The organism is Pandoraea sp. XJJ-1, from assembly GCF_026802345.1.
Taxonomy (GTDB): Bacteria; Pseudomonadota; Gammaproteobacteria; order Burkholderiales; family Burkholderiaceae; genus Pandoraea; species Pandoraea cepalis.
Window position 1 is genome coordinate 1,710,465 of sequence record NZ_CP113827.1, and the last position, 25,389, is coordinate 1,735,853.

The 25,389-nt window shown below is 63.5% G+C and carries 23 protein-coding genes, 1 other RNA gene and 1 pseudogene; 10 read left to right on the plus strand and 15 right to left on the minus strand.

Annotated features, from left to right (window positions below):
• Positions 1-112: 112 nt before the first annotated feature.
• Positions 113-565: pseudogene (locus tag OYT13_RS07760) on the plus strand (Fic family protein); the annotation flags it as partial.
• Positions 566-737: 172 nt separating this feature from the next.
• On the opposite strand, the gene ssrA reads toward OYT13_RS07760, so the two are convergent.
• The 6 genes from ssrA to OYT13_RS07790 all read right to left on the minus strand — a co-directional run bounded on the left by ssrA (position 738) and on the right by OYT13_RS07790 (position 9,417).
• Positions 738-1,096, minus strand: a transfer-messenger RNA (tmRNA) gene (ssrA, locus tag OYT13_RS07765).
• Between the two features lie 30 nt (positions 1,097-1,126).
• Entirely contained in the window at positions 1,127-5,137 is a 4,011-nt protein-coding gene (locus OYT13_RS07770) for a DUF748 domain-containing protein (RefSeq protein WP_268567561.1), read from the minus strand.
• A gap of 111 nt (positions 5,138-5,248) precedes the next feature.
• The gene (locus OYT13_RS07775; protein WP_261938816.1) at positions 5,249-5,974 is read right to left on the minus strand and encodes an HAD-IA family hydrolase; all 726 of its coding nucleotides are present in this window, start codon (positions 5,972-5,974) and stop codon (positions 5,249-5,251) included.
• A gap of 1 nt (position 5,975) precedes the next feature.
• Positions 5,976-6,674, minus strand: coding sequence for a bifunctional 2-polyprenyl-6-hydroxyphenol methylase/3-demethylubiquinol 3-O-methyltransferase UbiG (gene ubiG, locus OYT13_RS07780; RefSeq protein WP_026132131.1), 699 nt, complete (start codon positions 6,672-6,674; stop codon positions 5,976-5,978).
• A 217-nt stretch (positions 6,675-6,891) separates the two neighbouring features.
• Complete coding sequence (gene ald / locus OYT13_RS07785; protein ID WP_268567562.1) at positions 6,892-8,025, minus strand: alanine dehydrogenase; 1,134 nt, start codon at positions 8,023-8,025, stop codon at positions 6,892-6,894.
• Between the two features lie 105 nt (positions 8,026-8,130).
• The gene (locus OYT13_RS07790) at positions 8,131-9,417 is read right to left on the minus strand and encodes a D-amino acid dehydrogenase (protein ID WP_017234858.1); all 1,287 of its coding nucleotides are present in this window, start codon (positions 9,415-9,417) and stop codon (positions 8,131-8,133) included.
• Positions 9,418-9,521: 104 nt separating this feature from the next.
• Here OYT13_RS07790 and OYT13_RS07795 point away from each other — a divergent pair, with 104 nt between their 5' ends.
• Complete coding sequence (locus tag OYT13_RS07795) at positions 9,522-10,010, plus strand: Lrp/AsnC ligand binding domain-containing protein (RefSeq protein WP_017234859.1); 489 nt, start codon at positions 9,522-9,524, stop codon at positions 10,008-10,010.
• A 66-nt stretch (positions 10,011-10,076) separates the two neighbouring features.
• Here OYT13_RS07795 and OYT13_RS07800 read toward each other — a convergent pair whose 3' ends face one another.
• The 5 genes from OYT13_RS07800 to OYT13_RS07820 form a co-directional block, all read right to left on the minus strand.
• Positions 10,077-11,231, minus strand: a complete 1,155-nt coding sequence (locus OYT13_RS07800) for a PA0069 family radical SAM protein (protein ID WP_268567563.1) — start codon at positions 11,229-11,231, stop codon at positions 10,077-10,079.
• A 187-nt stretch (positions 11,232-11,418) separates the two neighbouring features.
• Entirely contained in the window at positions 11,419-12,351 is a 933-nt protein-coding gene (locus tag OYT13_RS07805; protein WP_268567564.1) for a Rossmann-like and DUF2520 domain-containing protein, read from the minus strand.
• A gap of 9 nt (positions 12,352-12,360) precedes the next feature.
• Positions 12,361-12,810, minus strand: a complete 450-nt coding sequence (locus OYT13_RS07810; RefSeq protein WP_130025498.1) for a hypothetical protein — start codon at positions 12,808-12,810, stop codon at positions 12,361-12,363.
• Positions 12,811-12,819: 9 nt separating this feature from the next.
• Positions 12,820-13,620, minus strand: coding sequence for an META and DUF4377 domain-containing protein (locus OYT13_RS07815; RefSeq protein ID WP_198288715.1), 801 nt, complete (start codon positions 13,618-13,620; stop codon positions 12,820-12,822).
• Positions 13,621-13,816: 196 nt separating this feature from the next.
• Entirely contained in the window at positions 13,817-14,893 is a 1,077-nt protein-coding gene (locus tag OYT13_RS07820) for a PQQ-dependent sugar dehydrogenase (RefSeq protein WP_268567866.1), read from the minus strand.
• A gap of 328 nt (positions 14,894-15,221) precedes the next feature.
• On the opposite strand from OYT13_RS07820, the gene rpsP reads away from it, so the two are divergent.
• From rpsP to OYT13_RS07850, 6 genes are all read left to right on the plus strand, one after another.
• The gene (gene rpsP, locus OYT13_RS07825; RefSeq protein WP_017234865.1) at positions 15,222-15,473 is read left to right on the plus strand and encodes a 30S ribosomal protein S16; all 252 of its coding nucleotides are present in this window, start codon (positions 15,222-15,224) and stop codon (positions 15,471-15,473) included.
• Between the two features lie 129 nt (positions 15,474-15,602).
• On the plus strand, positions 15,603-16,253 hold the full coding sequence (gene rimM, locus OYT13_RS07830) for a ribosome maturation factor RimM (protein WP_232424674.1): 651 nt from the start codon (positions 15,603-15,605) through the stop codon (positions 16,251-16,253).
• Between the two features lie 60 nt (positions 16,254-16,313).
• A complete protein-coding gene (trmD, locus tag OYT13_RS07835; RefSeq protein ID WP_150563103.1) occupies positions 16,314-17,084 on the plus strand; it encodes a tRNA (guanosine(37)-N1)-methyltransferase TrmD in 771 nt (256 codons plus the stop codon).
• Between the two features lie 103 nt (positions 17,085-17,187).
• Positions 17,188-17,574, plus strand: coding sequence for a 50S ribosomal protein L19 (gene rplS, locus OYT13_RS07840; protein WP_017234868.1), 387 nt, complete (start codon positions 17,188-17,190; stop codon positions 17,572-17,574).
• A gap of 232 nt (positions 17,575-17,806) precedes the next feature.
• Positions 17,807-18,493, plus strand: coding sequence for a CoA pyrophosphatase (locus OYT13_RS07845; RefSeq protein ID WP_026132134.1), 687 nt, complete (start codon positions 17,807-17,809; stop codon positions 18,491-18,493).
• 135 nt (positions 18,494-18,628) lie between these two features.
• A complete protein-coding gene (locus tag OYT13_RS07850) occupies positions 18,629-19,567 on the plus strand; it encodes a CobD/CbiB family protein (protein ID WP_026132135.1) in 939 nt (312 codons plus the stop codon).
• A gap of 88 nt (positions 19,568-19,655) precedes the next feature.
• On the opposite strand, the gene rsgA is transcribed toward OYT13_RS07850, so the two are convergent.
• Together rsgA and OYT13_RS07860 are read right to left on the minus strand one after the other, a co-directional pair.
• On the minus strand, positions 19,656-20,597 hold the full coding sequence (gene rsgA, locus OYT13_RS07855; protein WP_261938811.1) for a ribosome small subunit-dependent GTPase A: 942 nt from the start codon (positions 20,595-20,597) through the stop codon (positions 19,656-19,658).
• Positions 20,594-21,841, minus strand: a complete 1,248-nt coding sequence (locus OYT13_RS07860) for a M48 family metallopeptidase (protein ID WP_130025503.1) — start codon at positions 21,839-21,841, stop codon at positions 20,594-20,596. Before OYT13_RS07860 ends, rsgA begins: the two co-directional genes overlap by 4 nt.
• A 103-nt stretch (positions 21,842-21,944) precedes the next feature.
• On the opposite strand from OYT13_RS07860, the gene orn reads away from it, so the two are divergent.
• The gene (orn, locus tag OYT13_RS07865; protein WP_017234873.1) at positions 21,945-22,583 is read left to right on the plus strand and encodes an oligoribonuclease; all 639 of its coding nucleotides are present in this window, start codon (positions 21,945-21,947) and stop codon (positions 22,581-22,583) included.
• Between the two features lie 96 nt (positions 22,584-22,679).
• Here the strand turns inward: orn and mog are convergent, their stop codons facing one another.
• Both mog and yjgA read right to left on the minus strand, forming a co-directional pair.
• Complete coding sequence (gene mog / locus OYT13_RS07870) at positions 22,680-23,300, minus strand: molybdopterin adenylyltransferase (protein WP_017234874.1); 621 nt, start codon at positions 23,298-23,300, stop codon at positions 22,680-22,682.
• Positions 23,300-23,905, minus strand: coding sequence for a ribosome biogenesis factor YjgA (gene yjgA, locus OYT13_RS07875; RefSeq protein WP_017234875.1), 606 nt, complete (start codon positions 23,903-23,905; stop codon positions 23,300-23,302). The genes mog and yjgA overlap by 1 nt, the downstream gene beginning before the upstream one ends.
• A gap of 115 nt (positions 23,906-24,020) precedes the next feature.
• Here yjgA and pmbA point away from each other — a divergent pair, with 115 nt between their 5' ends.
• Entirely contained in the window at positions 24,021-25,379 is a 1,359-nt protein-coding gene (pmbA, locus tag OYT13_RS07880) for a metalloprotease PmbA (protein WP_017234876.1), read from the plus strand.
• The last annotated feature ends 10 nt before the right edge of the window (positions 25,380-25,389 follow it).

Consider the following 25,389-nt stretch of genomic DNA (forward strand, 5'->3'; position numbering starts at 1 on the left):
TACATGCGGCGAATAGCGTACGTTTGCGGAGATTACGGCCCATAATCTCCGCATGAAAAGCGGCGATTACACTTGTATCTGGCGGGCTGGCGACTGGCCATGTTGGCGCTACGATCTGGTTAGTCTGGCCCGCGCCGATGGCAGTCCTCAGCGCTTTTACAGTCTGTCGGCGCAAATCCAACGCGACCGCAAGGCCTACTACGACATCCTGGAGCGCACGCAGAAGCGATCGCTTGATGTCGCGGAGTGGCTCGCCTGGTTCTTCGAGACACTGCATCGTGCTGTCGATCAGGCACAGCACACACTTGACGCCGTGCTATCCAGGACTCGGTTTTGGCCGCGTTGGGCGGCAACGCCGATGAACGAGCGACAGGTGAAGGTGGTCAATCGGCTACTCGATGGCTTCGAGGGTAAGCGCACCAGCAGCAAATGGGCGGCGATTGCCAAGTGTTCACAGGACACAGCGCTACGAGACGTTACCGAATTGCTGGCCCGTGGGGTCCTGCGCAAATCGGATGCGGGTGGACGCAGCACTAGCTACGAGTTGAGCGAATCGCGAGGGTGAGGGTCGAGTCGACCCGGACAAAAAACGCCTGAGGTCGGGCGAAATCGGCTGACGTGCACCGTCATCTCGACGCCTCGCGCATGTATTGGGGCGTCGCGAGCGCCTGGGGCCGGACCCTGGACGAGACCAGAAAAGAAAAAGCCCCAACTGAGATCAGTTGGGGCTTCAATATTGGTGGAGCCGGCGGGGATCGAACCCGCGTCCGCAAGTACTCTACGATCAGTTCTACATACTTAGTTCAGTCATTTGATTTAACCGTTTTGTCGCGGACGAACACGCTACGCAACAGCGATCCACTTGATTTTAGGCTCCGGCGCCGTGGCACCACCGAAGATTATCTGACGTGAATAACCTCGCTTGGTATTGCTACCCTAACCCGTCAGAGAGCTAGTGCGAGGCAGGCGCCCTTAGGCAGCCAGTGCGTACGAGTTATCGTTTGCAGTTACTAATTTTCCCATTGATTAACGAGGTGACGGGTCCTCGGTATGCCCTGATTCGCTTCGCTACCCACGTCGAAACCATGTCGGCCCCAGTGGTAACGCTGATTATGACACAAATGGCCTACTTAAGTTCAAAGTCCACCCGTGTCGTCGCCCCCTTGTCCTTGATGCCGTCCGCGGTCAGCTTCGGCGCCACCACGAACATCCGATCCGACGCGATCTTGCCGTCCAGCCACGACCGTACACGCTGCGCCCGCCGATCCGCCAGCGCCCGCAGATCGTCGTCGCCCACCTTGACGTTCGTCTCCATGAGCTTTTCCATCTCGTCGTCCGGCAGCGATTTCGCAAACCCGATCATGTTGCGCGGCTTGGCAAAGTCCGCTGCCTTGTAGGCGGCCGTCAAGTACTTGCTGCGCTCCTCCGGACTCACCTTCACGGTGTCCACGTCGATGCTCTCTCCCTTGCCGACCATCGCCTTGACTTTCTGCGCCTTGATCGCGCGCTCCACCGCTACCTTGCGCAGACCGTCGGTATCCTTCGCCGGATCGACCCGGCCCTCGATATCCAGCTTCAACGCCGTGCGATCCGTCAGCGCCTTGACCAGCGTCTCCAGCCGCTTCTCGCTCTCCGGCGTCAGACGCGCGCTGCCTGGCGCGAACTCCACGTAGCTCAGCTCCTGGTCGCCGCCGCCAAACGCCGACGCCAGCAAACTGAACGGCGCCGTCGCCGCCTTGACGATCAGGTTCACGAACGCCCGGAAAATCACCCCGCCAAGGCTGAACTGCGGATCGTCGAGCGAGCCGGAGATCGGGATGTCCACATCGATTTCGCCGCGCGAATTCTTCAGCAGCGATACCGCCAGACGCACCGGAAGATTGGTCGCCGTCGGGCTGTCCACATGATCCCCGAACGTCAACTGGTCGATGAAGATGTGATTGTTCGCCGTCAGCTTCGCCTGATCGAGCAGGTAGTGCACATCAACCGTGAGCTTGCCCTTGTCGATGGGGTAGCCCGCGTACTTCGTGGAGTACGGCGTGAGATTGGTCAGCTCGATACCGTCGGCCTTGGCACTCAGATCCACGAACGCCATCGGCGCAAGCGGATTGATCTTGCCGTTGATGCCGATCGGTGAATTCCGGTTGACCTTGCCTTGCAGCGAGACCGCAGCGGGCTCGGTCGTCGCCGTGCCGAAGGCGCCGATTTGCCCACCAATATCCGTCAGGTTCGCTGTGTAGTTCGGCTTGACGAAGTTGTCCGTGAAGTTGATGTTGCCGCCTTGCAACGTGATACGCCCGATGTGGACGTCCGCAGGCAACGCCTTGCCAGCCCCGTAGCCCGGGCCGCGCTGTGCCGTCGTCTCGCCAGGCTTCTGCGCTGGCGTCTCGACGGCCGTCGGTTGTCCCGCTTCCACGGCGGACGCCGCCGCATCGAGCGGTGGCTTGGCCGTCGATCCACCGAGCGGCACGCCTTCGTTCGCACGCGTCAGCGAACGCGGTGCCGCTTCCTTGTTGCCGACCACATCGGCCAGATTCAAGCGCCCGTTCGCGTTGATGATCAAACGCGCGTAGAAGCGCGACAACGCAATGCTGCCCAACTGGACGTTAGGCTTGCCGCTGCCCACCGCCAGATTGATCTGCTGCACCGCCAGCGCATTCCAGCGCATGAAGTCATCCGTCGTGACCTTGTCGAGCAGACGCACGTTGCCCAGCGTGGCATCGCCGCGGTAGGTTGCCTGCGGGGTGTCGCCCTTCATCGCGAACGTGGCCCGCCCGTTGCTGGAGAGCAGCGCGCTCGCGATGCTCGCGTTCAATTGGTCACTCATGTACGAATCGAACGCCGCCAGATCGAGCTGCTGCGTCTTGATCTGAAGATCGGCCGCGAGCGGTTGCGGCGTGACGTGGCCCGTGGCGTTGAGCGACCCTTTCTTATTGAGCGTGCCGCTGATGTCCACCTGCAACGGCTTGCTCATGTCCTGCGACGCGCCTTGCACCTTGACGTTGAGCGGTGCGAACGTCGCGTTGATCGGACGGCCTTTGACGTCGCGGTCTTCAAACCCGAGGCTGGCGTTTTCCAACGCCACCTTGCCGACAGTCCATTGCCAGCCGCCCGCGTTCGCCTGCGCGTTCGATGAAGTCGATGCGGCGGACATCCGCCGGCCGCGCTCCGTGCCCACGCGCGCCTTTATATCTTTGCCTTTGCCTTTGCCTTGGTTTGCGGCGGCTTTCGGCTGGCCATCGCCGGTCAGGGCGAGCAGGTTGATCTTGCCGTCCTTGTCGCGACGCGCCGACACCTGCAGCCCGTTGACGGTGACCTCGTCGAGCGCCGCTTGCCGCGCGCCCAGATCGAAGTGTGAGAGTTTCACTTCAGCCTTGGCCAGTTTGACCGGCGCGTCGCCCTTGAGACCGGTCAGCCATTCGATCTTCTCGAGCGTGGCCGTGGCCGGCGCAATTTGGACGTTGGGCTGCTTGTCGAGGGCAAACGCCGCGCTGAACTTGGCCTGAGCGCCGAGCGTGCCACTCTTGAGCTCGCCCGCGAGCGCGCCTTGCGCGAAGGGCAGCAGGGCGGCGAGCGCAATCGACTGGGCCTCGAGTTCGCCGCTCGCGTTGTACGCGGGCAGGCTGAACTGGCCGTGCGCCTTGAGCGAACCGCCGCTCTGGATGCCCAGCGAGGCGTCGTACGTCGCGGGGTCCTTGCCGAGCGTCGAGAACTGCTTCACGCCGATCTGGATATTCTCCAGCGCGAGGCTCGCTGGTTTCGCGCCGCGCTCGTCGGTCAAGCGCACCTTGCTGTTGACGAGCGAGACGTCGCCGACCAGCAGGTCGAGCGGCGCGGGTTCGGCAGCGGCCAACGCTTTCGCCTGGGCCGCTTCGGCCGCCGACGCCGGCGACGCAGGACGTGCCGTCTGCTCGGCCGGCACCTTCGGTGCCGCCTTGGCCGCTTCGCTCGCTTGCGGCGACGCCGCAGCCTGATCCACCGCCTTGCCTACCGCCTTGATGACCTGACGCTGCGGCAGCAGCGCCTTGGCGACGTTGATCGAGCCGTCTTTTTCCAGCGTGACGTGCTGGTCGAGACCGTCGACTCGCACACTATCGATGTGATAGACATTGCCAAGCGGCTCGACCTTGCCCAGCTTCACGTCGACTTGCTTGACCGCGACGAGCGGCGAGCCATCCGGCTCGTTGACCACGGCGTCGGACAATCCCGCCGTGCCCGTGAGCAGCACGTGATTGCCGTCCTTGTCGCGGGTGAAATGCAGCTTCAGATCGGTACTGATGGCGCCGCTCTTGATCTGCGCGGGCACGTTGACCGGCGAATATCCGAGGTACTTGGTCAGATCGAACCGGTCGAGCTTGATGTCGACCGTCGATTCCAGCGAATCGGCAAACGGCTTGGTCTGGCCCGAGATCCGTACCGGCGAGCCGTCGATGGAGGCCTGCAGCAGCGGCTGCACGAAGATGTCGGTGTCCGCCGGCAGGTTCGCGATGAACGGCACGCCGACCTGCAGATGATCGATGACGTGCTTTTCGTTCTGCACGGCGTCGTCGAAGCGCACCGTACCGTTCTTGATCTGCACGTTATTCAGCGCAAAGCGAGCGGGCTTCGACGGCTCGGGGGACGGCGGTCCCGACGTTGCGCGATCGATGATGTCCGAGAAGTTGAAGCGCTGTGGGGCCGTGCGCACGATGTTGAGCACCGGCGTGTCGACGTAAAGCTCGTCGACGACCGGTGCAAAGCGGAACAGCGAACCCCACGAGGCGTTTACGCGCAGCATGCCCACGTCCACGAATGGCTGCCCCGGCGTTTTGTCGCCAATATGGACCTGATGCAAATCGAGGCGCAGTGTGTACGGGTTGAAGCTGACGTCGCCCACGCTCACCGGTCGTTCCAGATAGGCCGAGAGCTTTTCGACGGCGTAATGCTTGACCACCGCCGGCACAGTGAAATAACCGATGACGCCGAACACGGCGATCACCCCGGCGGTCCACAGGCTGGTCTTGCGCGCACGGCGGCGCACGTTGGGGTCGCGCCCGAGCGCGCGGGCACGAACGAGACCTTGTTGCAGACGAGTGCCGTCGGCGGACGATTCCGGCGAGGCTGAAGGGGGTTTGCGATCGTTCTCTTGCTCGGCCATGCGGTCTCCCGTAAGTCGCCAGTGACGCAGGCGCCGCGCCTCTGTTGCGCGGCGAGACAGACCCGGGATCGGCTGCGGTGGCCCTGTCCCGGGCGGTAATGACCCGACCCGTCAGGCCGGCAACATTACCAGCGGGGCGATCGCCCCCGCGTGTTCGACGACAGCGTCCGCCTGCCACTCGGCAGGGGTCAGCGAGTCGCCGCAATAGCCATAGGCTGCCGCGACAGTCGCCATCCCTGCCGCCTTGCCCGCCTGGATGTCGCGCAGGTCGTCGCCGACGTACACGATGCGCCCGGGCGCGATGCCCATGCACTCGGCGGCGTACAGTAGGGGGGCGGGGTGAGGCTTGCTGTGCGGCGTCGTGTCACCCGATACCACGCACGCGGCGCCCTCGGCGAGCCCGAGCAGTTTGACGAGCGGATCGGTCAGACGCGCGGCCTTGTTGGTCACGATGCCCCACGGCATGCCGCGCGCAGCCAAGGCCTCGAGCAGCGCGGGAATCCCGTCGAACAGTCGACTCTGCACGCACAAGGCGGCTTCGTAATTGGCGAGGAAGGCATCGCGCAAGGAAGGGAACGCCGCATCCTCAGGGGCGACGCCGAAGGCGCTGCCGATCAGTCCGCGCGCGCCGTGCGACGCTTGCAAGCGCAGCGTCTCATAGGGACCCGGCGCCAGACCGCGGTCGGTGCGCACCTTGTTGACGGCGGCGACGAGATCGAGCGCCGTGTCGGCCAGCGTGCCGTCCAGGTCGAACAGCACGGCGCGAACGTTGCCATTGAGCAGTTGTGCATCGGCGCCGAAGGGCGTGGCGGGGACTCGGGCGGGGGGCTCGAACATATCAGGCATCGCGGGTGCACGCGATCATGTAGTTGACGTCGGTGTCGCGGTTGATCGCGTAACGCTTGCTCAGCGGGTTGTAGGTCATGCCGCGCAGATCCCGCACCGTCAGGCCGCTGGCGCGGGCGAACGACGCGAGTTCCGACGGTCGGATGAACTTGGCGTAGTCGTGCGTGCCACGCGGCAGCATGCGCAGCACGTATTCGGCGCCGACCACCGCCAGCAGCCAGGCCTTCGGGTTGCGGTTGAGCGTGGAGAAGAACACATGACCGCCCGGTTTGACGAGCGTTGCGCAGGCCGCCACGACGGATGCCGGTGACGGCACGTGTTCGAGCATCTCCATGCAGGTCACCACGTCGTACGTTCCCGCATCGCGCGCGGCGAGCGCCTCGGCGGAGATCTCTTCATAGTCGATGGACAGGCCGGCTTCGAGGCTGTGCAGATCGGCCACGCCGAGCGCCTTTTTCGACAGGTCGATTCCCTTGACGTGTGCGCCCTGGCGCGCCATCGATTCGGAGAGAATGCCGCCGCCGCAGCCGATGTCCAGCACGCGTTTGCCCTGGAGCGGCACATGCTGCTCGATCCAGTCGAGCCGCAGCGGGTTGATCTCGTGCAGCGGCTTGAATTCGCTGTGGGGATCCCACCAACGGTGGGCCAATTCACTGAATTTATTGAGTTCTTGCGGGTCGGCGTTCATCACTTGCTCATGGACAGGGACGGCTTGGGGACAGGCAGAATGCCGCGCGGCAGCACGTGCCTGGGTACCGGCTTGACCGGCGGGCGCCGTCGAGATGAGGCAAGTATAACGAAGGGAGTGTGCCCATGTCCAAAGCGCGAGGCGTGGCGCGGCGCCGGGTGTGAAGCGCCCCGGCGTCGCGCCGATGCATCTACGCGCCTACGCGTTCACGTCGTTGTGCCTACGCCGCAGCCGGTAAATTCGCCAGCACGGCATGCGGATCGTGATAGACCAGGCCCAGCGCGTCAGCGACACCACGATTGGTCACCCTGCCGCGCGCCACATTGAGTCCGGCAAGCAGGTGCGGATCGGCGCGCATCGCGGCGACCGGTCCATGGTCGGCCAGTTGCAGAATGAACGGCAACGTCACGTTGTTGAGCGCGAACGTGGAGGTGCGCGGCACGCCACCCGGCATATTGGCCACACAATAGTGCACGATCCCTTCCACGACGTAGACCGGATCAGCGTGCGTCGTTGCGTGAGAGGTCTCGCAACAACCGCCCTGATCGATCGCGACGTCGACGATGACAGCGCCCTTGCGCATGAGGCCGAGCATCGCGCGCGTGATGAGTTTCGGCGCCGCGGCGCCCGGAATGAGGACGCCGCCGATGACGAGATCGGCGTCGTGCACATGCGTTTCGATGGCGTGTTGCGTCGAGTAGACCGTCTGGACGTGGCCACCGAACTGCGCATTGAGGCGGCGTAACGCGTCGACCGATTTGTCGATCACCGTCACCTGCGCGCCGATGCCCACGGCCACCGTCGCGGCATTGGTGCCCACAACGCCACCGCCCAGGATCACGACTTTGCCAGCTTCCACCCCCGGTACACCGGCGAGGAGCAGACCCAGTCCGCCATGCGTCTTTTCGAGCGCGGTGGCCCCGGCCTGAATCGACATGCGTCCGGCGACCTCGGACATGGGGGCGAGCAGGGGAAGTCCGCCGTTCGCAGACGTCACCGTCTCATAGGCAATGCACGTGGCGCCGCTCTTGAGCAGGTCACGCGTCTGGTCGGGATCGGGGGCGAGATGGAGGTACGTGAAGAGTGTGTGATGGGGCTGGAGCCGGGCGCGTTCGACGGCCTGCGGCTCCTTGACCTTCACGATCAGTTCGGCGCGATCGAACACGTCGACCGCCGTTGCGGCAATGCGTGCACCGGCGGCGGCGTAGACCGTGTCGTCCATGCCTATGCCGGACCCGGCCTGGGTTTCGATCCACACTTCGTGCCCGCGGGCGACGACTTCGCGCACAGCGGCGGGCGTCATGCCGACGCGGTATTCGTGGTTCTTGATCTCCTTGGGTACACCGATTTTCATGATGCGTCTCCTTTTTTGTGATGTGACAGCAAAAAGTGACGACAGCGCATGCCAACGTTTCGGCGGCGCCAATCAAAACGGCACCCGAAGGTGCCGTCTGGAAGCTCAGGCGAAGGCCGGTTGGGCCTGCGCGTCGGGCGCGCGGCTGTAGCGCGCCACCGACAGATCGTCGGCCAGAATCGCGGGCCGCCGTCCCGACATCAGATCGGCCAGCAACTGGCCTGAGCCGCAGGACATCGTCCAGCCCAGCGTGCCGTGTCCCGTGTTCAGGAACAGATTGCGCAGGGCGGTGGCGCCCACGATCGGCGTGCCGTCGGGCGTCATCGGGCGCAGCCCCGTCCAGAACGAGGCGTCGGCCGTGTTGCCGGCGCCTGGATACAGATCGTTCACGACCATTTCCAGCGTGGCGCGGCGAGCCGGGTTGAGCGTCTTGTCGTAGCCGACCACTTCGGCCATGCCGCCGACGCGAATGCGGTCGTCGAAGCGAGTGACGGCAATCTTGTAGGTCTCGTCGAGCACGGTCGACACCGGCGCGCGCGATGCATCGGCGATGGGCACCGTAATCGAGTATCCCTTGAGCGGATACACCGGAATGTCGACCAGGCCGCGCAGGAACGGTGTGGAGTATGACCCGAGGGCGACGACGTAGGCGTCGGCGCGCTGCACCGTGCCTGCGCAGACCACGCCATCGATCTTGTCGCCGACAACGTTCAGACCGTCGATCGGCATGTCGTAGCGGAATTTCACGCCGAGTGCCTCGGCCATCGCCGCCAGACGCGTGGTGAACAACTGGCAGTCGCCGGTTTCATCGTTGGGCAGGCGCAGGCCGCCCGTAAGCTTGTGAGCGACGGCCGCCAATGCCGGCTCGGCGCTGGCAAGCGCCTGGCGGTCGAGCAACTCGAACGGCACACCGGCCTCTTCAAGCACCGCCATGTCGCGCGCGGCGTTCGCCAGTTGCTCGTCGGTACGGAACAGTTGCAACGTGCCCGCCTGACGACCTTCGTAAGGAATGCCCGTCTCCGCGCGCAACGCACGGAAGCAATCGCGGCTGTACTCGGCGATCCGCACCATGCGTTCCTTGTTGACGGCATAACGCTCGGGCGTGCAATTGCGCAGCATTTGATAGAGCCACTTGAGTTGCGTGAGCGTGCCGTCCGGACGGATGGCGAGCGGGGCGTGCTTCTGGAACAACCACTTGATGGCCTTCGTCGGAATGCCCGGCGCGGCCCACGGCGAGGCGTAGCCCGGCGAAATCTGGCCGGCGTTGCCGAAGCTGGTCTCGAGCGCCGGTCCGGCTTGACGATCGAGCACCGTGACGTCGTGCCCGGCCTTCGCCAGGTAGTAGGCGCTGGTGACGCCGATGACGCCGCTACCGAGAACGATGACCTTCATTGCGTTGACTCCTGTAAAACCATGTTTATCCAGTAATAATTGGCATAGTATTATCTGATTAGTAGGTTTAGTTAATGTATATATTGGAAATTCAGGAATAAATAATGAGAGTCCAACAGCAATCGATCCGAACGCTGGATCGGCTCGATCGGCGCATTCTCGCGCTGCTTCAGCAAGACGGGCGGATGTCGATGAAAGACCTCGCCGAGCAGGTCGGCCTGTCGATTACGCCCTGCATCGAGCGCGTGAAACGCATGGAGCGCGACGGGGTGATCATGGGGTACTACGCCCGGGTGAATCCGGCCGCGCTGGGCGCCGCGTTGCTGGTATTCGTCGAGATCACGCTCGATCACAAGTCAGGCAACATGTTCGATCAGTTTCGGCGGGAAGTGCTGCGGATCCCGGAGGTGATGGAGTGCCATCTCATCTCGGGCGACTTCGACTATCTGATCAAGGCGCGCATTCGAGAGATGTCCGAGTACCGTAAGTTGCTCGGCGACATCCTGCTGCAACTGCCGGGGGCCGTGCAGTCGAAGAGCTACGTCGTGATGGAGGAGATCAAGGAGACGCTCACCATCCACGTCGAGGAGTGAGCGCGGCGGCGGGAGGGCGGGAGAGCGTCGATAGGCTCAAGTTGCGGTTGCGTCCGGCGTCGCTTTCTAGAAGAGCGGCATTTGCGGGTCGGCCTTGTCGGTCCCGGCCTCAGGGGCTTGCGCGGCGGTTTGCCATCCGTTGGCGACGGCCGAAGTTGCCGGTGCGGGGACCTTGAACTGATCGTTACGCAGCGGTGGTCGCGCCTGATTGAGACCCAACTTGCGGGCGGCCAGATGAAAGCGCTGACGGATCAACTCCGCATGCAAACCGGTGCCGCGCATGCGCGTGCCGAATTCGGAACTGTTGTGCTTGCCGTCGCGCACCTGCTCGATCAGGCTCATGACGTGGCGTGCCCGCAGCGGGTAATGTGCTTCGAGCCACGTCACGAAAACATCGTGAACTTCGCGCGGCAGTCGCAGCATCACATAGCCCGCGTACGTTGCGCCGGCTTGCGCCGCCGTCGTCAGTACGCGTTCGATGTCGAAATCGGTGAGCGCCGGCACGATGGGCGCCACGATCACCCCGGTGGGAATACCCGCGTCCGTCAGCTTTCGGATGGCCTCGATGCGACGTGCCGGGGTATTGGCGCGCGGCTCCATCTTGCGTGCGATCTCCGCATCGAGCGTTCCCACTGAGATGAATACGCGGGCCAGACCACGCTGTGCCATTCGCGACAGGATGTCGATGTCGCGCGTGACCAGCGCGGATTTCGTGGTGATGCCGACGGGATGGCCGAAACGCTCGAGGACTTCCAGCACGCTTCGAGTGATGCCGTATTCACGTTCGATGGGCTGGTACGGGTCGGTGTTTGCGCCGAGTGCGAGCAGGGCGGGCTGATAGCCGCGCTTGCGCAACTCGGCGTCGAGGCGCTCGGCGGCGTTGTGTTTCGCGTAAAGGCGGGTTTCGAAGTCGAGCCCCGGCGACAGGCCGAGATAGGCGTGCGTGGGACGCGCAAAACAATACGCGCAGCCATGCTCGCATCCCCGATACGGGTTGATCGAACGGTCGAAGGGAATGTCCGTCGATTGATTGCGCGAGATGATCGTTCGCGCGTTTTCCAGCGCGACTTGCGTGACGAACTTGACCTCGCATTCTTGGGCCGCATCCGATTCAAGTCGGGTCTCATCGCTTTCGCGCCGGAATTCGGAAAAGCGCGATTCGAGATTGGCGGTAGCGCCTCGGCCCTTACGCGACGGGGGCGGCGCGAATGAGGAAGCCATGACTTGTCTCCTTGATGGCAGTCCGGGGCGCGAAGGCAGGTCGTTCGCGAGGAATGCTTGTCATTGTACTGTGTTTTTATACAGTAAATGAGAGGCGAGCATGACGCGGAACGGACTGGCGGGCGAGGCGAGGTGGCGCGGGTGGACGGCGTCGAGCGACTGGATGGGCTGGGGACGCTGGATGTGCTTATGCGTCGCTTTCTGGGGCGGACGGCGGCAAATATGGCGCGATGGCGCGTGCGATGGCGTCGAGTGCGGCGCCGTCAGCGTTCGGGCGTTGACGGGCGAGGTGAATCGCCCGGAGCGTCAGCAGCGAATACAACGTCGCGTGATTGCCGCCCAGCGAGGCAAGCGCTTCGGTGTGGCGGGTGACGATGCCTGCGTCGCCCCGCGACACCGGGCCGGAGAGCGCGCCGGCAAGTCCGCGGTCGCGGGCGGCGGTGAGGGTACCCATGACCAGTGGCCACATGGCGTCTTGGGCGTCGGCTTCCGGCATGCCGATCGCGTGCCAGAGCTGGATAGCTTCATCGAGCAGGCACAGCAGAAAACTGGCGGCGTAATTGGCGCCGGCGTGATATCGCATCCGTTCGCCCGCCGGGATCGACAGGGCGCGGCACCCCATCGCGCTGGCAAGCGCGTGGAGCGTAGCGTTCAGCGGTGCGTCGGCTTCGATGGTGATGGCGCTGCCCGACAGGCGTATCGCGTCGTCATCGAGACCGGCAAAAAGAAACAGCGGGTGGAAGCCGCCAATTTGCGCACCGTGTCGGGTGGCGGCCGCGAGCAGACCAACCTCCGAGGCGCCGCTGCAATGCACCAGTGCCTGCCCGGCGCGCGGCGACAGATGTGCAGCGCACGTGGCGATGGCGTCGTCGGGAACGCTCAGGAAGACAAGGTCCGCGTGGGCGAAGACCGCGTTCATGTCGTTCGGCTGGTGGATTGGCAGGGCCTTACACGCCGGCAAGGCGACCGCGACGCGTTGCGCCGCATCGAGGCGTCGGCTTGCGATCGCCGTCACCTCATACCCCGCACGTGCCGCCGCGAGCGCGAGGGCGCATGCAACGCGACCGGCGCCGATGAAGCCCAGCGTCGGTCGGGAGGGGGCGACGACGAGTGTGGTCATGCTCACGCGTTACTGCGACAGGCGGTTCGGCGTGTCGTGCGTTTCGAAATAGGTCTGGAACGCCACGGCGAGACCGACCATCATCAACATCGCACCCACGAACAGCGACACGCTCACGATGATGACGGCGATCCACCCCGAGCGCGATTTGCGCTGGGCGCTGGCGTTGAACTGGGCATCCCAGCGCTCGTCGGGCCGAAGTCCGTAAACAATCGCCGCCAGGAATGCGGAAAACAGCGAGATGGCGCCGAGAATCGTCAGGCCCCATCCGGCGGGAGACTGCAGCTCACTCGTGACCAGCAGCCCCCAACCCGCTACACCGCAGGCCGATCCCACGACATGGGCCCACCCGAAGCGATCGCGCAGACCATACAGGTAGAAACGATGCAGCCCCAGCGTGCCGAACAGCATTGCCAGGCCCGCGGTCAGGGTCTTGGATTTATAGGCGACTGCATTCATTGGGATGGGTTACCGGGCTGGCGTTTCGCGAATGACTTCGACCAGCGTCCAGCGCATGCTCGACGCATCGGCGGGCGGATTGACGACGGGTTCGCCGTGGATTTTCACGCGGTATTCTACGCCGGGCTTCCACGAGAAGCCATCGATGTGGGCGTACCAGAGTTCCCACGGCGCTTTCCCGGAATCGTCGGCGTTGCGCACGCGCAGGCACTTTCGCGGCGCGGCGCCCACGCAATCCGCCATTTGCGAATCGACGTCGACAATACGGTCTTCCGTCTTGGTGGCGCTGGCGACCGGACGATCCAGCAACGTCTGCGAGGCGTAGGTCAGGGTCTCGCCATTCGGAGTGCGCAAAATCAACTGCGTGTCGCGGCGTTCGAAACGGGTGACGCGGGGAAGCGTCGTCAGGTAGCGGGCTTCGAAGGCCATCGAGTCCGGGCAAGCCATGCGTGTGGCGGCCGGCGCCTGAAGGCTGACCTGGCCCTTGGCCGGCCCCACCGAGTACTGGCCGAAGATCCGGTTACATCCGCCGGAGCCAGAGAACGCTCCTTTGTCGTTAAAGGTCAGGTTGATGGCGCGGCTTTCCGGCAGACTTGGCAAATCGTCGACACCTTCCCACCGCATCAGTTGCCAGGTGCCGAGGATGTCGGCGGGGGCGGTGGCGGCGGCTGGCGCGCCGGGCGACGCCTGCGATGGACCGGCGCCGCCCGACGGGGCGGCGCAGCCGGCCAACATGGCCGCCGGCACGAGGAGCGTTGCCATATAGGTGGCGAACGAGGCGGGCAGGAAAGAGAGTCGGCGTTGGGTCATGATCATGTCTTGGTGGAATTGCCGAGCGTGCCGGGAGGGCACGATCAGCGAAAGTGTCGCGGCACACGGAGGCGGCGGACGCCGTGCGCAGCCCTGAGTCCATGAAAGGTTGACCGAATGCCGGTCAGTGCAGTTCCTTGCATCGTCATTGCGGTGAGATTCCCGAGTCGATGTCGGTCGTCGTCGTGCGGCCGCGTCACGGTTTCCGATAAGTAATGCGGTAGATCGCGCCGGCCTCATCGTCACTGATCAACAGTGAGCCGTCTGGTAACGTAAGGAGGTCGACAGGGCGGCCCCAGACCGACTCGTCGTCGCCCAGCCAACCTTGCGCGAAGATTTCCTGCCTGGCGACGTTGCCCTTGGCGTCGAGCACGACGCGTACGACCCGGTAGCCGACCTTGCGGCTCCGGTTCCAGGAGCCGTGCTCTGCGATGAACAGACTGCCGCGATAGTCCTTGGGGAACTGTTTGCCGGTGTAAAAGCGCACGCCGAGCGCGGCCACATGGGCGCCAAGCTTTGCCGCGGGGGGCGTGAAGTCCGCACAGCGTTTCTCTCGCCCGTATTCGGGATCCGCGATGTCGCCGGCATGGCAGTAAGGGAATCCGAAGTGTTCGCCGATGCGTGTGAGGCGGTTCAGCTCGTCGTCCGGCACGTCGTCGCCGAGTTGATCGCGACCGTTATCGGTGAACCAGAGCGTGCGTGTCCTGGGTTGCCAGTCGAAGCCTACGGTGTTGCGCACGCCACGGGCGACGACCTGCCAGTCGGTGCCGTCCGGCTTCATGCTGCCGATCATCGCGAAGCGGTCGCCGTCGCGCTTGCAGACATTGCACGGTGCGCCCACGCCGACATACAGGCGCTGATCGGGGCCAAATGCGATGTACCGCCAGCCGTGGTGACTTTCGCCAGGAAGCTTGTCGTAGACGACGATCGGTTTGCCGGGATTGTCGAGCCGGCTTTCGATATTGTCGAGCTTGACGATGCGCGAGACGGCCGAGATATAGAGTGCGCCGTTGCGCAATGCCACGCCGACGGGCATGTTCAGCCCGGAGGCGATGGTCTGGACCCTGGCCGCATAGGCGCGCGACGGATCGAGTGTGATGGCATAGACAACGCCTTGTGCGAGGCTGCCGACGAACAAGGTGCCTTTCGGGCCAAGCGTCATGCCGCGGGCGCCGGGCACCCGGTCGGAGAGGACTTCGACGTGAAAGCCGGGCGGCAGGACGAGACGTTCGATGGGAAGGGCGTCGCGCGCCGTGGCGAGGCATGGGGCCATCGCCAGCGCGGCGCCGAAAAACAAACCGACCCGACGCACATGCTTCACAAGATGGATGACTCGCACGGCGACCCGCACTGGCCATTGCGGCCGAGCGGGGCGTTGCCATCCACCGGTCAATCGTTGCATGCTGGACTCGCTTCACGCACAGAATGCGTGCATTGTAGACCAGTGCCTCCCGTAGCCAACGCGGCGGTCTTGTCCCCCAATCCGGGCGCGGCTTGGCGGGGCGCCGCCGGTGTCCGGGGAAGTGTTTGTTTTGACGAGGGTTTTGCGCTATAATGTCGCGTTTTCTGTCCGAACACTTCTGGATTCACAAGGATTTATTATGGTCGTTATCCGCCTGGCTCGCGGCGGCGCGAAGAAGCGCCCGTTTTACAACATCGTTGCAACCGACTCGCGTAACCGTCGCGATGGTCGCTTCATCGAGCGTATTGGCTTCTACAACCCGGTCGCTGCCGAAGGCACGGAAGGTCTGCGTATCGCTCAAGACCGTCTGACGTACTGGCAAGGCGTTGGCGCACAACTGTCGCCGACCGTGGCTCGTCTGATCAAGCAAGGCGCCAAGGCCGCTGCCTAAGCGCTTCGGCTAATCAAGCTATCAGCATTGCCGTCGGTTTGCCGATGGCATGAGAATTGAACGGCGGTGCCTGCTCCCGAGCGATCTGGGGCGGTCATCGCCGTGTGTTCGTCACAACGTTGGATTGGCATGGTTCGTTCCGCTCGACCCGCACGTGAGCGGGTACCGCTGAAAATCGGTGCTGAGGCGCGCCGCGCCGCCGGCATGCGTGCCGAGCAGGTGCTCGCCCCGGTGACCGAAGTGCCCGACGATCTCGTCGAGCTGGGTTACATTGGCGACGCCTACGGAATTCGTGGCTGGATCAAGGTGCAGCCGCATACGGGCGAGGGCGAAGGGCTCTTGTCCGCCGATTGTTGGTATTTTCGTCGTCCCGGTGAGTCGGCCTACACCAAGGCCAATGTACTGCACAGTCGAGGGCATTCCGGTACCGTGGTCGCGCAATTACGCGGCAGCGAAAACCGGTCGGCCGCCGAGGCGCTCAAGGGCCTTCAGGTCTGGGTGCCGCGCAGTGCGTTTCCGACCGCCGGTGAAGACGAGTTTTACTGGGTGGACCTCATTGGCGCCCAGGTAACGAATCTGCAGGACGAATCGCTGGGCAAGGTCGTCGGGTTGCTCGACAACGGCGTGCACACTGTGTTGCGTGTCGCTTACGAGGCGCCTGCCGTCGACGACAAGTCGGCGAAGACCGCTGAGCGTCTGATCCCGTTCGTCGCCAAATATGTGCAATCCGTCGATATCGAGGCGGGGCGCATTGTGGTCGACTGGGGTCTTGACTACTGAGATACCGATTGATCGCCCGGCCGCTGTGGTGTCCGGGCACCTCTGGACGGAACCGGTTTGATGCAGTTTGACGTCGTCACGCTCTTTCCCGAGATGTTTCGGGCACTGACCGACTGGGGCGTCACCAGCCGGGCGCTCAAGCAGTCGCGCTACGGTCTGCGGTTTTGGAATCCTCGCGATTTCACGCATAACAGCTACAGGACGATCGATGATCGACCGTACGGCGGCGGCCCGGGCATGGTGATGCTCGCCAAGCCGCTCGACGACGCCATCGAGGCCGCAAAGGCTGCGCAGGCGCAAGCCGGCGTACCGCGCGGCCGGGTGTTGCTGATGTCGCCGCAAGGCAAGCCACTGACGCATCGTCGTGTCGTGGAACTGCGCGAACAGGAGCAGGGGTTGATTCTGCTCTGTGGGCGCTACGAAGCCATCGATCAGCGTTTGATCGATCGCGTCGTGGACGAAGAGGTCAGTGTTGGCGATTTCGTGCTGTCGGGCGGAGAGTTGCCCGCCATGGCACTGATGGACTCGCTGATCCGGCTGCTGCCGGGGGCACTGAACGACGAGCAGTCGGCCGAGCAGGACAGTTTCGTCAATGGCCTGCTCGATTGTCCGCATTACACGCGACCCGAAGAGTACGAAGGGGTGCGCGTGCCCGACGTGCTGTTGGGCGGGCATCATGCAGAGATTGAAAAATGGCGACGCCGCGAGGCGTTGACCAATACCTGGCGCAAACGCCCCGATCTGATCGAGAGCGCACGCGCCAACGGATTGCTCAGTCGTGCCGATGAGGCATGGCTGGCAAGCCTGCGGGTCGATACGTCGGCCAAGTAGGTAGCGGGTGTCGTCATGGGGACGGCATTCGGTTTGCACCCATCCTCTGTCGGGGCCGGCATGCCGGTATATAACGCCGATACGATGGCACAAGGAGTGGTAAATGAATCTGATCGCCAAGATCGAGCAGGAAGAAATCGCGCGTTTGACCGCGAACAAGACGATTCCCGAATTCGCCCCGGGCGACACCGTGATCGTCAACGTGAACGTGGTCGAAGGTACGCGCAAGCGCGTTCAGGCATACGAAGGCGTCGTCATCGCCAAGCGTAACCGTGGCCTGAATTCGGCATTCATCGTCCGCAAGATTTCGTCGGGTGAAGGCGTTGAGCGTACGTTCCAGACGTACTCGCCGCTGATCGCCAGCATCGAAGTCAAGCGTCGTGGTGACGTTCGTCGCGCCAAGCTGTACTACCTGCGTGAGCGTTCGGGCAAGTCGGCACGTATCAAGGAAAAGCTCTCGTTCAAGAGCAAGCCCGCTGCCGCCCAGTAAGTCGGACGCCGCTATGCCTGGCGACCTCGTGGCCGGGCGCAGCCAAAGCCGTATGGAAAAGCACCCTTCGGGGTGCTTTTTTCGTTGTGCTGTCTTTCATCGACGCCGATGTTGCGGCGTGTCCTCGTCATCGAACGCCACGAATTGCCGTGCCATTGGCATTTTGTTTGCGTGTACGTGTTTAGGGCTTCCTCGCTAAAATAGCGAAGTTCTCCACCCAGCAAAGGTCTACGTGGCGCCACCTCTGATCCTGCATCCTGAAGCGTTACCCATCGTCTCGACGGGCGAGGGGGAGCCTGCGGTGCCGGCGGAGCGGCTAACGCCCGCCGCGTTGCGTGACCGGCTCGCGAGTCCGCCGATCTGGACGCCGGAGGCTGGCGCGATCGAACTCGCGCCGCCGGCACAATTTACGCCGCGTGCGGCGGCCGTGCTCGTGCCGTTGGTGATGCGCGCGCATGGCACGACTGTGCTGCTGACGCAGCGAACCCAACATCTGAGCACGCACGCAGGGCAAGTGAGTTTTCCTGGCGGTAGCCGCGAGCCCGACGATCTGTCGCCGATCGCCACAGCCTTGCGTGAGTCGCGTGAAGAAATAGGTCTCGATTCGGGGGCGGTGGAAGTGATCGGACGCTTGCCCGACTACGTCACCGGAACCGGCTTTCGTGTTGCGCCGGTCGTGGGCCTGGTCAAGCCGCCGTTCGATCTCATCGCCGATGCCGGTGAAGTTGACGAGATTTTCGAGGTGCCGCTGGATTTCCTGATGGACCCTGCACATCATCAGATCCGCGTCTTCCACTATCAGGTGGGCGAACGCCGGTTTTACGCGATGCCGTATCCGAAGCCCGCGGGAGGTGAATACTTCATTTGGGGCGCAACGGCCGGCATGCTACGTAATTTCTATCAACTCCTGCGGGCCTGACGCGAGAGACCGATCGTTTTCGCGAGTTGTCTGCCTATAGTGTGAAGTGAGTGCGTCGTGCAGGCGCCTGGGGCGGGCATTTGCGAGAAGCTGTGCTATCGTTACACCATTCCGTCTGGTGATCTGAACGCACGCATGACATTCTTTTCGGTACTCCTCGCGCTGATCCTCGAGCAGATGCGTGCCCTCTCCACGCAAAACCCGATCTACAACCTGATTCGCTCCCACGCGACCCATACGTCGCAATCGTTCGATGCCGGGCTACCCCGTCATGGTGTGCTTGCGTGGCTGGTCGTGGTGCTGCCGTTTGTGCTGGCGGTCGGCGTCATCTACTACCTGCTCATGCGGGTCAACATTTTCCTGGGCTTCGCATGGAACGTGCTCATCGTCTACCTGACGATGGGATTCCGGCAGTTCAGTCACTACTTCACGGACATTCACGTTGCGCTGAACAACGATAACGTGAACGAGGCGCGAGAAATCCTGCACCAGTGGATCGGCATCGACACGGTCGACATGCCGGTGGACGAGATCGTGCGCCACACACTGTTGCACGCGGTCATTGCCTCGCATCGCCACGTTTTTGGCGTGTTTTTCTGGTTCCTGATGCCGGTCGGTCCGGCGGGGGCGGTGTTGTACCGTCTCGCCGAATATCTGTCGCGTCGCTGGACGGAGCCCGCGCCCGATCGCAGCCCGGCGTTCGGGGCCTTCGCGCGCAAGGTTTTCTATGTCATCGATTGGGTGCCGGCTCGTTTGACGGCCATCGGTTTCGCCATTGTCGGCAACTTTGAAGACGCCATTTACGCGTGGCGCCACTATGCGAAGCAGTGGCCGAACGAGAACGAAGGCATTCTGCTGGCAGCGGGTAGCGGCGCCCTTGGCGCACGATTGACCGGCCCGCTGGCGGAAGTCTCGAGCGTCGATGCGCTGAATCAAGGCGACGACGCAGTCCTGCCTGTCGGCAGCGAATGCACGCCGCGCACGCTTCAGGCGGCCGTCGGCCTGGTCTGGCGCGCGGTTTTGCTTTGGATGCTCCTGTTGCTGCTGCTGACCCTCGCCGTGTGGTTGGGCTGAGGTTCAAGCGAGAACCCATAAAAAAACCCGCGGAAGCGGGTTTTTTTATGGCCGATTCGCGCGGATCGCTTCGCCGCTGACTGATGCGTCAGTATGGAATCTGTTGCTCCGACTCGTGAACGAGCTGGGCATAGAGCATATGGCGCTGTTGCGAGATGCTTCCGTCGGACACGGCCGCGAGAATAGCGCAACCGGGTTCTTTCAGGTGATGGCAATTGTAGAACCGGCACCCGGTGAGCCGTGCACGGAACTCGGGGAAGGCGCGCTCCAGTGCCCCTTCCTTGAGGTGATGCAGACCGAATTCCTGAAAGCCTGGCGAATCGATGAGCAGTCCGCCTTCGGGCAGGTGAAAGATTCGCGTGAAGGTCGTCGTGTGCTTGCCTGAGTTCAATACCGTGGAGATCTCGCGCGTTGCGGCATCGGCATCGGGGACGAGCAGGTTCACGAGGCTCGATTTGCCCATGCCCGACTGCCCGAGCAGCAACGACGCTTGATGTGCCAGGCGAGGCAGCAGCAGCGCCTTCGCCCCTTCCGGATCCGCCCGCACGGAAAGTTCCAGCACGTCGTAGCCCAGGGCGCGATACGGCGCCAAGCGCGCGCGCGCCGACGGCAAGGCCTCGGCGACATCGGTCTTGTTGAGCACGATCAGCGGTCGCAGTGCATTGGCTTCCGAGGCGACCAGTGCTCGGCCCAGCAAATCCTCGCTGAAGTACGGCTCGGTGCCCAACATGATGACCAACTGGTCGATGTTGGCGGCGAAGAGCTTGCTCTTGAACTGGTCTGAGCGGTAAAGCAGGTTGCGGCGCGGCAGGATCTCTTCAATCACGCCCTGATCGCCGGTGCGCGCCCAGGCGACTTCGTCGCCGACCGCAATTTCGCTCTTCTTGCCGCGAGGAAAGCACAGCACCGTTTCGCCATCGTCGGCTTCCACGACGTAGTGACGGCCGTGCGCCGCCGTGACTCGGCCGTGACGGCGTTCCTGCGCGGTTGTTTCGGCCGGCGCGGCTTTTCCCTTGAGGCTGCGCTTCATGCGTGCCCCAGCAAACGGTCGATGCGCTGGGAGGCGGGCGGATGCGAATAGTAAAACGCGGTGTAGACGGGGTCGGGCGTGAGCGTCGACGCATTGTCCTGGTAAAGCTTGACGAGAGCGTTGACCAGATCGCTGGCTTGCGTCTGGCTGGCGGCGAACGCGTCGGCTTCGAACTCGTGCTTGCGAGATGTCAGGCTGCCGAGCGGGCTGGCGAAAAAGCCGAACACCGGAAGCACGAGGAAGAACAGCACCAGCGCCAACGCGTTGTTGCTACCGGTCAGCGACGGCATCACGCCGAGGTCGGTGTAGAACCATGTGCGGCCGATCAGCCAACCAAGCAGGGCAAGGAATGCCAGCGACAGCACGAAGGCGACGATCAGGCGCTTCGTGATGTGGCGACGCTTGAAGTGGCCCAGCTCGTGGGCCAGCACGGCTTCGATTTCGGCGGGTGAGAGCCGCTCGATGAGCGTATCGAAAAACACGATGCGCTTGGTGCGGCCGAAGCCGCTGAAATAGGCATTGCCGTGTGCCGACCGCTTCGAGCCATCCATCACGAACAAACCGCGCGCCGCGAAGCCGCAGCGCTGCATCAGCCCCTCGATGCGCTGCGCCAGCGACACGTCCGAGAGCGGTTCGAACTTATTGAACATCGGCGCGATGACGTGCGGGAAGATGAACTGCACAAACAGATTGAAGCCCACCCAGACCACCCACGTGTACAGCCACCACAACGGTCCTGCGCGCTCCATGAGCCACAGCACGGCGAACAGCAGCGGCAGTCCGAGCAAGACGCCGATGGCGGTGGCCTTGATCATATCGGCAATGAACAGCCCGAGCGACATGCGGTTGAAGCCGAAACGCTGTTCGATCACGAACTGCCGCACGTAAGTAAAGGGCAGATCGACGAGGCCGGAAATCAACAGCACGGCGGCGATCAATGCGATCTGACCCAGATAGCCCTCGCCGAGCCACTCGGTCACGCCGATATGCAGCAGGTTCAGCCCGCCGAGCAGCGTGAAAGCGACGAGCAGCACCGCCTGGGCAAAGATCTCGGCCATACCCAGACGGGTGCGGGCGACCGTGTAATCGGCGGCCCGCTGATGGTCGGTCAGTGTGATCGTACTGGCAAATCGCTCGGGAACAGCCGCCCGATGGGTGACCACATGGCGGATCTGACGAGCGGCCAGCCAAAGCTTGGTCATGACCATCGCCAGCAGGAAGATCACGAAGAGGTAAGTGAGCATGCGCTTAAGGAGAATCCGAAGTATGCGAGAATTATAAGTTCTTTCGACCGGTGGGACGCCCTTGCCGGTCGCCTACCGACGCGTTTTCCAGAGTCTTCCGACCATGTCTGTCATTCCATCCCAACATCCCACGTCTGCCGATGCCGAGACGACGCTTGCGCGCGCCGAGTTCAATCTGGTCTGGCTCGATATGGAAATGACCGGCCTGCAGCCCGACAGCGACCGAATCATCGAGGTGGCGGTGGTCGTCACGGATTCCGCGCTGACGCGCCGCATCGAGGGGCCGGTGTTCGCGATCCATCAAACGGACGCCGTGCTCGACGCAATGGACGACTGGAACAAGTCGACACATGGGCGCTCGGGGCTGATCGAACGCGTGAAGGCATCGGCGGTCGACGAGGCGTCTGCCGAAGCGCAACTGATCGAGTTCCTCTCGCAGTACGTGCCGCCCAACAAGTCGCCGATGTGCGGCAATTCGATCTGTCAGGATCGCCGTTTCATGGCGCGTTACATGCCCAGGCTCGAGGCGTTCTTTCACTACCGGAACCTGGATGTCAGCACGCTCAAGGAACTGTGCCGCCGCTGGGAACCCACGGTCTACAAGGGCTTCACCAAGCGCGCCGCCCACACGGCGATGGCCGACATTCACGAGTCGATCGACGAACTGGTGTACTACCGCGAGCATTTCCTGAAGACGACCGTACCCGGCGCGCCCGAGGCGGCCGCGCCCACTTCGGCCTGATCTTCCCCACAGACGCTTCACAACGCCAGCCATATCGCTGGCGTTGTGCTTTGGATTTTCGAACCGAATGGCCCGGAACGTCCTGTCGTCAGTCCATCAGGCGGGTTTCGGGGCGCGAATGGCGCTCTTGGGACGGAAGGCCTTGCAGACGGCGTCGTCGGTCTCGATGTAAGGTCCGCCGATCAGGTCGATGCAATACGGCACGGCGGCAAAAATGCCGGGCACGATCGACGTTCCGTCCATATCGCGCAACCCTTCGAGCGTTTCCTTGATCGACTTGGGCTGCCCGGGCAGGTTGATGATGAGCGCGGCACGCGCCGGGTTCTCGCGGATCACGGCGACCTGACGCGACAGGATGGCCGTCGGTACGAAGCGCAGGCTGATCTGACGCATCTGCTCTCCGAAGCCGGGCATCTCCTTCGTACCGGCCCGCAATGTGGCCTCCGGCGTGACGTCGCGTCGTGCAGGGCCTGTGCCGCCGGTGGTGAGCACCAGATCGCACTGCATCGTGTCGACCAGATCGATAAGCGTAGCGGTAATGCCGTCGGCATCGTCGGGAATCAGGCGAGTTTCCGCCACCCAGGGGGACCGGAGCGCGGCGCCAAGCCAGGCCTGGAGCGCCGGAATGCCCTGGTCGTCATAGGTACCCTGACTCGCTCGATCGCTGATCGAGACGAGGCCTACGCGAAGTTCGTCCGGATGGGAGCGGGCGACCATCAATCTTCCTCGCGCGTTGGGAATTCCGGCAGTTCGTTCTCGACGTCGTCTGAAGTTTCGGCGTGGGACGATCCGGTGCCCAGCAGATCCTTGAGCGCCTGGAACAGCTCGCGGAAGGCTTTGGGCGGCTTTTGCGCGGCCTGCTCACGGCGGGCATTGCGAATCAGTGTGCGCAGCTGCTGGGCATCGGCCTGCGGGTGCTGGGCGAGCAGCTCGGTGAGCGCCTCGTCCTTGGCCAGCAGGCGCTCGCGCCAGCGCTCGAGCGCATGCAGCTTGGCCGTTTCCGCCTTCGAGACGCCTTTGATGACGTCGAGGGCGCGGCGAATCGCTTCGACTTCCGACTCATGCAGCGTGCGCATTTGCTTGCCCACGTACTGCATCTGGCGGCGGCGGCCTTCGTGTGCGGTGATCTTGCGGCAGTCCTTGACGGCGCGTTCGAGGTTCTCGGGCATCGGCACGCGGGCGAGCGCGTCCTTGGCCAGATTGACCAGTTCTTCGCCAAGATCCTGCAAGGCATGCGACTCGCGCTTGCGTTGGGATTTGCTCGGGCCTTCGTCGGGAAGCTCGGCGTGGGCGATTTGGTTAAAGCGTTGAGTGTGCGTCATGAGCGCTATTGTAGCGCGGCGCGCGGCGTCCAAATAGTTGCCGTGCCGACGCACGGCGGCGGGGAAGTCGCGCTAAGATGGCGGTTCCTATTCAGCCACTGACCGAATCGCGCCGATGTCCCAAGCGACCCAGCATTTCACGCATACCCAGGATCAACTCAAGGAAATTGTCAGCGACGTACTGCAATACGCCCGTTCGCTCGGCGCCACCGATGCCGCGGCTGAGATCTCCGAGGGCGACGGCTTGTCGGTCTCGGTGCGTCGCGGCAAGGTCGAGACCATTGAGCGCAATCGCGACAAGCTGGTGGGCGTGACGGTATTCATCGGTCAGCGCCGCGGCAATGCCAGCACGTCCGACTTCTCGCGCAAGGCGCTGCACGACACGGTCGATGCGGCCTATAACATTGCCCGCTTTACGGCCGAAGACGACTGCGCCGGGCTTGCCGAGTCCGAACTGCTGGAGATGCATCCGCAGGACCTGTCGTTGTTTCACCCGTGGCGCATTTCGGCCGACGACGCGGTCGAATTGGCGCGTCGCGCCGAGACGGCGGCATTCGAGGTGAGTCCGCTCATCCGAAATTCCGAAGGCGCGGGCGTGTCGGCCCAGCACTCGCAATTCATGCTGGGGACGACTCGCGGCTTCCTGTCGGGATATCCGTATTCGCGACACTATCTTTCGGTCTCGCCGATTGCCGGATCTGGCCGCCATATGCAGCGCGACGATTGGTATTCGTCCAAGCGCGCCGCCGAAGACCTGGCCTCGCCCGAAACGGTCGGCCGCTACGCCGCCGAGCGCGCGCTGGCCCGCCTGCACGCGCGCAAGCTGTCCACGCGCAAGTGCGCCGTGCTGTTCGAGGCACCGCTCGCCGCCGGTCTGCTGGGGGCGTTCGTGCAGGGTGTGAGCGGTGGCGCACTGTATCGCAAGGCCACGTTCCTCGTTGACACCCTCGGCAAGCCGGTGTTTGCCGATCATGTCGGCATTTACGAGGATCCGCACGTGCCGCGCGCCATGGGCAGCGCCCCGTACGACGAAGAAGGCGTGAGAACGCGCGCCCGTGACGTGGTGAGCGATGGCGTGGTGCAGGGCTACTTCCTGTCGACCTATTCGGCCCGAAAGCTCGGCATGCAGACGACCGGCAACGCGGGCGGCTCGCACAACCTGCGCATGTACAGCAAGCTCACCGCACCGACGGACGACTTTCGAGCGATGCTGCGCAAGCTCGGCACCGGCCTGCTCGTGACCGAACTGATGGGGCAGGGCGTGAACTATGTGACGGGCGATTATTCGCGCGGCGCCTCGGGCTTCTGGGTGGAGAACGGCGAAATTCAGTATCCGGTCGAGGAGATCACGCTGGCCGGCAACCTGAACGACATGTTCCGCCAGATCGTCGCGATTGGGGCCGATGCCCTGGTGCGCGGTACCAAGGAGGTCGGGTCAATCCTGATTGAACAAATGACCATCGCCGGTCATTGATGCTGCGAAT

What these genes read in the sequence shown, in the direction of transcription:
- mog (WP_017234874.1), bottom strand. Translation starts at nt 23,300, where the DNA reads ATGGTCGCCCGCTCCCATCCGGACGAACTTCGCGTAGGCCTCGTCTCG.
- OYT13_RS07860 (WP_130025503.1), bottom strand. Translation starts at nt 21,841, where the DNA reads ATGCTCACTTACCTCTTCGTGATCTTCCTGCTGGCGATGGTCATGACC.
- OYT13_RS07820 (WP_268567866.1), bottom strand. Translation starts at nt 14,893, where the DNA reads ATGGCCCCATGCCTCGCCACGGCGCGCGACGCCCTTCCCATCGAACGT.
- yjgA (WP_017234875.1), bottom strand. Translation starts at nt 23,905, where the DNA reads ATGACGCACACTCAACGCTTTAACCAAATCGCCCACGCCGAGCTTCCC.
- orn (WP_017234873.1), top strand. Translation starts at nt 21,945, where the DNA reads ATGTCTGTCATTCCATCCCAACATCCCACGTCTGCCGATGCCGAGACG.
- OYT13_RS07850 (WP_026132135.1), top strand. Translation starts at nt 18,629, where the DNA reads ATGACATTCTTTTCGGTACTCCTCGCGCTGATCCTCGAGCAGATGCGT.
- OYT13_RS07790 (WP_017234858.1), bottom strand. Translation starts at nt 9,417, where the DNA reads ATGAAGGTCATCGTTCTCGGTAGCGGCGTCATCGGCGTCACCAGCGCC.
- rimM (WP_232424674.1), top strand. Translation starts at nt 15,603, where the DNA reads ATGGTTCGTTCCGCTCGACCCGCACGTGAGCGGGTACCGCTGAAAATC.
- trmD (WP_150563103.1), top strand. Translation starts at nt 16,314, where the DNA reads ATGCAGTTTGACGTCGTCACGCTCTTTCCCGAGATGTTTCGGGCACTG.
- OYT13_RS07770 (WP_268567561.1), bottom strand. Translation starts at nt 5,137, where the DNA reads ATGGCCGAGCAAGAGAACGATCGCAAACCCCCTTCAGCCTCGCCGGAA.
- pmbA (WP_017234876.1), top strand. Translation starts at nt 24,021, where the DNA reads ATGTCCCAAGCGACCCAGCATTTCACGCATACCCAGGATCAACTCAAG.
- rsgA (WP_261938811.1), bottom strand. Translation starts at nt 20,597, where the DNA reads ATGAAGCGCAGCCTCAAGGGAAAAGCCGCGCCGGCCGAAACAACCGCG.
- OYT13_RS07795 (WP_017234859.1), top strand. Translation starts at nt 9,522, where the DNA reads ATGAGAGTCCAACAGCAATCGATCCGAACGCTGGATCGGCTCGATCGG.
- OYT13_RS07775 (WP_261938816.1), bottom strand. Translation starts at nt 5,974, where the DNA reads ATGTTCGAGCCCCCCGCCCGAGTCCCCGCCACGCCCTTCGGCGCCGAT.
- rpsP (WP_017234865.1), top strand. Translation starts at nt 15,222, where the DNA reads ATGGTCGTTATCCGCCTGGCTCGCGGCGGCGCGAAGAAGCGCCCGTTT.
- OYT13_RS07805 (WP_268567564.1), bottom strand. Translation starts at nt 12,351, where the DNA reads ATGACCACACTCGTCGTCGCCCCCTCCCGACCGACGCTGGGCTTCATC.
- ald (WP_268567562.1), bottom strand. Translation starts at nt 8,025, where the DNA reads ATGAAAATCGGTGTACCCAAGGAGATCAAGAACCACGAATACCGCGTC.
- OYT13_RS07810 (WP_130025498.1), bottom strand. Translation starts at nt 12,810, where the DNA reads ATGAATGCAGTCGCCTATAAATCCAAGACCCTGACCGCGGGCCTGGCA.
- OYT13_RS07815 (WP_198288715.1), bottom strand. Translation starts at nt 13,620, where the DNA reads ATGACCCAACGCCGACTCTCTTTCCTGCCCGCCTCGTTCGCCACCTAT.
- rplS (WP_017234868.1), top strand. Translation starts at nt 17,188, where the DNA reads ATGAATCTGATCGCCAAGATCGAGCAGGAAGAAATCGCGCGTTTGACC.
- OYT13_RS07800 (WP_268567563.1), bottom strand. Translation starts at nt 11,231, where the DNA reads ATGGCTTCCTCATTCGCGCCGCCCCCGTCGCGTAAGGGCCGAGGCGCT.